Below are 4,483 nucleotides of genomic sequence, written 5' to 3' on the forward strand. Positions count from 1 at the left end.
CGTTGCGCTGGGCTCACCGCGTTCGGGACCGTTTCACCGACGGCCAACTTTATGTGAATCTACGGGGCTACGATCCCGGATTTCCCGTTACTGTCGAGTATGCCCTGGATCATTTTTTACGTGCTCTGAATGTGCGGGCTAGCGATATTCCGCCGGATATGGACGCGAAGGCGTCGATGTATCGCTCCCTGGTAGCCGAGAAATCCATACTTATTGTCCTCGACAATGCGGCGACAGTCACACAGGTGCGACCACTGCTTCCGGGCAGCGAGAGGTGTCTGGTCGTGGTGACGAGCCGCAGCAGCCTGCCCGGACTGGCAGTTCGCGACGGCGCACAGCGCATCGCGGTGAAGACTCTGACAGACGACGAGGCTGTCACTCTCCTGCGCGCAGTCACCGTCAGATACCGAACTGAGGATTCCGCAGACGACCTTGCCGAGTTGGCTCGACTGTGCGCTCGGTTGCCACTGGCTCTGCGTATCGCAGCCGAGCGGGCAGCCGGCCGACCCAAAATGCCGCTGAGCGAACTGATTCAAGATCTGCGCGACGAATCCGCATTGTGGGATGCCCTTTCGACGGAGAACGACGAGGAAGCCGACGCGGTGCGTACGGTCTTCGCATGGTCTTATCGGGCGCTCCCGAAGAGTACTGCGCGACTCTTCCGCCTACTCGGACTCCACCCAGGACCGCAATTCACCCTCGCAGCGGCCGCGGCGCTAGCCGGACAGTCTCCCAGTAAAGTGCGGTCGCAGGTGGACGACTTGATCCGAGCAAACCTCCTCGAGCACATCTGTTCTGACTGCTACCAGTTCCATGACCTGCTCCGTGCATACGCCGCGGACCAGGTTCACCATGAGGAATCACAAGAAGAGCAGCATGCAGCATTACATCGCATACTTTCCTGGTACCTGGCCGCCGCACACGCCGCGAAAGCAATGATCGCGCCGGGCGGGAATGACTTCACAATCGAACTCGACCCCCGGCCATCTGACATTGTACCGCCGACCTTCCCGGACTATGCCGCTTCACTTGCCTGGTATGAGGCCAATCGAACCAACCTAATGACCGCCACCAGTACCGCAGCCTCCACTGGATTCGATCGAATCGCCTGGCAAATCACCGCAGTGCTCGCTCGAGTCTTCACAGCGCGCGACTCACGTGATGCCTGGCTCGACATCCAACGGAAAGCCCTCGACGCGGCCGAGCGAACTGGTGACCGATACGGACAGGCGGTGATTCTCGACCGTCTCGGCATCACCGCCCGAGTAACCCGTCGGCTACGTGAGGCAGCTAACCATCATCGCGTTGCCATGGAAATCTTCGAAGAACTCGGTGATCAGTTTGGCCTCGCGAAATCGATAAGCGGTCTAGGTAACGTTTCGCTCTTCGAGCGCGACCTGGAGCAGGCTCGGAACCAGTTCATGCAGGCGTTACTCATCGCGCAGTCGATCGACCATCGAAGTCTCATCGGCGTCGGCATGTTGACCCTCGGCGGCATTAGTTTTGAACTGAACCATCTCACTGACGCCGTCTCTTACCTTGATCAGGCGGTTCAGATTCACCACGAGCTCGACGAGCGACGGGAAGAAGTAGTCGCTCTTCGGTGGCTCGCTGCAGCTCAGCGAGAGTTAGGTGATCACGCCAATTCCCGACGGGTGCTGGCACGCGGCCTCGCCCACGCCCATGATGAGCAGGATGAACGTCTCGAGAGCAATCTTTTGATCGAACTCGGTTTACTCCAGATTGCCGATAGAGAATTTGCGGATGCATTGACATCAAGCCAGCGTGCCGCCACGATCTCACGTCGACTCGGCGACCGTTCCGAAGAAGCACAGGCACTGAACGTGACTGGACGCGCCTATCGACACCTCGGACGACTGGACGACGCTGCGGCCTTTAATCGGCGAGCAGTAATGATCCAGCGTGAACTCGCCGATCGATGGAAACTGGCGACAACATTGGCCGACCTTGCCGACGCTCTGGACGAAGGCAGTAGACCTAACGACGCCTTATCCATCAGACGCGAGGTGGCGGAGTTACTACGTAAACAATCCGGACCAAGAGCCCTCGCGCTGCTCAAACGGATCGAGCAGCAACTAGGAAACGACCGGTGAATGACATGAACAAAGCCATAGATGTGACTGATTGTATCTGGCGTAAATCTACAGCTAGCCAGGTGTATGGGGATTGCGTAGAGATCTACCTGACCATCAACCTAGCGCACGTTCGGGATAGCAAATCCGCGACCGGAGAACAAGTGTGGTTCAGTGCTCGGTCGTGGAGCGCTTTCCTGGCTGCTGTTTCCGCTGGCGGGCTAGCGTAGCGATACGGGCGGACTGATGACGTCGAAGATCGCTCCATCGCTGCGGCGGCCTGCGGTACAACTAAATGGCCGCGTCTGAACCTACTTGCAGTGGTGAGGTTGACAGAGTGCACAGAATGAGGCTCCCCGTGGACTATACATCGTTCGGACGGTGGCGAAAGAGCAGCTACAGCGCTTTAGGTAATGATTGCGTCGAGTTGGCATGGAGAAAGAGCAGCTACAGCGGCTACGAAAGCCAGTGCATCGAGCTAGCCTACGACGGCGTCATCCGAGACAGTAAGAACCCGGAAGGCAAATGCATCGAGGCGCCTCTGGCCGGGCTAATCGCTATGGCGAAGTCTTGGTAGGTCGTGATTGCACTATTGCCCGCCGGCGCCCGACCTTTCGACTCATAACTGAGCAGGTTCCTCGCCGAACAGTGACCCAAGCCAACGAAGCGCTTGGTTGATAGCTCCTCCTGCGCGGTGGCGATATCGCGGGTCCGGCAGCAGGCGCCGTTGTCAGCCACGATCCGATGGATGTGCTGGATGCCGTGGCGGGCGAAGAACGCTCTCGCTCGGTGGGTGAAGGCGATCGCAGTGCGGGCTTGCTCATCCGGGGGGCTTCGGTGTAGACGAGCCGGGAGAACCCATCGATCACGGTGTGCAAATATCGTCGGGGATGACACCCGACTTTCTTGACGTCGAGGTGGACCATCTGGCCCGGCCAGCGGGCATGGATCCGCCGGGGTTGGCGGTTGGTTTCACGGGTGGGGTCGATGAACCGGCGCCGGTTGAGGTCCGAGTGGGTCAGGTGCCGGCTGACGGCGCGGACCGAGACCGTGACGCTCTCGCCGACCAACTCGAGGGCGATCCGTCGCGCGGACCATTTGCGTTGCCGGGCATCGCCTCGATCCACACGACGGCCTGCGCGGACGTCGCCGTGGGCTGGTGGCGCGGGATGCTGGGCCGGTCCAGCAGGCTAGCCTCGCCGCACCTGCGGTGGCGGTTAACCCACTTCGACGCGCACGGCCGCGAGATCCCATCTCGGCAGCGGCGTGGGCGATCGGGCGGGTCTGGCAGCGCTCGATCAGAAGGCGGCGGCCTTCCTCGGACAGCGGGGCATTACGGTGGAGCTCGGACGGGTGTTTCTGCTCGGCGGAAAGTTGGTCGCACTTTCATCATGCCGCCGAAAGACCCGTCTCCTCGCCTCAGCCCCTACCCGCCGTCACTGCTGCCTTGAACTGGAAGCACAAGGCTTCCCGCGCGAGGTGCTTCGGCCGCGAACCCTTGCATCGAGCCAAACGTTTGACAGGTGGGGCAATCTGGCCGTGGTGGCAGCGCGGGGTGCCACTTGACTTGGCCTGCTTGGATAAGGTCGTACGGTGCTGACCATCCTGGTTCCGGCCGGAGTGCTACGACGGCGTGTTCGCCGGCGAACCATTGATCGTGGTGTCCGTTGCGCTGGAGGTAGGTGGCGACGGCCATCTTCGCGGCGAACTGTCCGACGAGGTGCAGATCCGTGCCCACCGCGGTCATGGCGTGGTGCTGGGCAAGGTAGCCGCTGCCTGGTTCGAAGTCCGGTATGAGACCACCGGTTTCGGTGAGCGTATCCAGCCGGCATTGGTAGCAGCCGTGGTCGGGCCGTGGCCACAGCCGCATCAGGTCTCCGTAGGCGCCGTCGCCGAGCACGCATGCGAGGATGGCCGGGATTCCGGCGCGCCGGGCGAGGTGGCTGATGACGCGGCGTGGCAGAACTCCGTCCGCGGCGCACACGATCACGTCGGTCTCGGTGAGCAGATCACGAACGAAGTCGGTGTCGCGGACGACGTTGTACTCGTGCGGGACGACGCGGGTGTCGGGCCGGGCAGCCTCTAGGTCGGCGCGGAGAGCCTTGACCTTGAGCTTGCCGACGTGGCGGGGGCCGCAGACGTGGCGGGGCAGGTTGTGCCAGCGCAATCTCCCCGGGTCCACGAGGTGGAGCAGACCGATGCCGGCTGTCGCCATGCCCAGGGCGGCCGCTCCGCCGATGCTGCCGGCTCCGACCAGGAGGACACGCCCGCGCTGGACGTCTTCGACCGGCCAGTGGGGAGCCAGCAGCGTGACCCCGGCCTGTTCTGTCTGGACGTCGAGGTCGAGCGGCACTGCTCCGTCGAGGCTTACGTGCCACATCGCGAACTCG

Annotated in this window: 2 protein-coding genes and 1 pseudogene; 1 reads left to right on the forward strand and 2 read right to left on the reverse strand. The window is 62.0% G+C overall.

Translation table 11 applies throughout. The features are described from left to right. Nucleotides 1-2,114: tetratricopeptide repeat protein (locus tag VFU06_08505; protein HEU5209438.1), on the forward strand; the 2,114-nt coding region annotated here is incomplete at its 5' end. 675 nt (nt 2,115-2,789) lie between these two features. On the opposite strand, the pseudogene VFU06_08510 reads toward VFU06_08505, so the two are convergent. Together VFU06_08510 and VFU06_08515 are read right to left on the reverse strand one after the other, a co-directional pair. Next, nucleotides 2,790-3,419, reverse strand: a pseudogene (locus VFU06_08510) (leucine zipper domain-containing protein). A 100-nt stretch (nt 3,420-3,519) separates the two neighbouring features. Next, nucleotides 3,520-4,483: ThiF family adenylyltransferase (locus VFU06_08515; protein ID HEU5209439.1), on the reverse strand; the 964-nt coding region annotated here is incomplete at its 5' end.

It is taken from the genome of Longimicrobiales bacterium (assembly GCA_035764935.1).
Taxonomy (GTDB): domain Bacteria; phylum Gemmatimonadota; class Gemmatimonadetes; order Longimicrobiales; family RSA9; genus DASTYK01.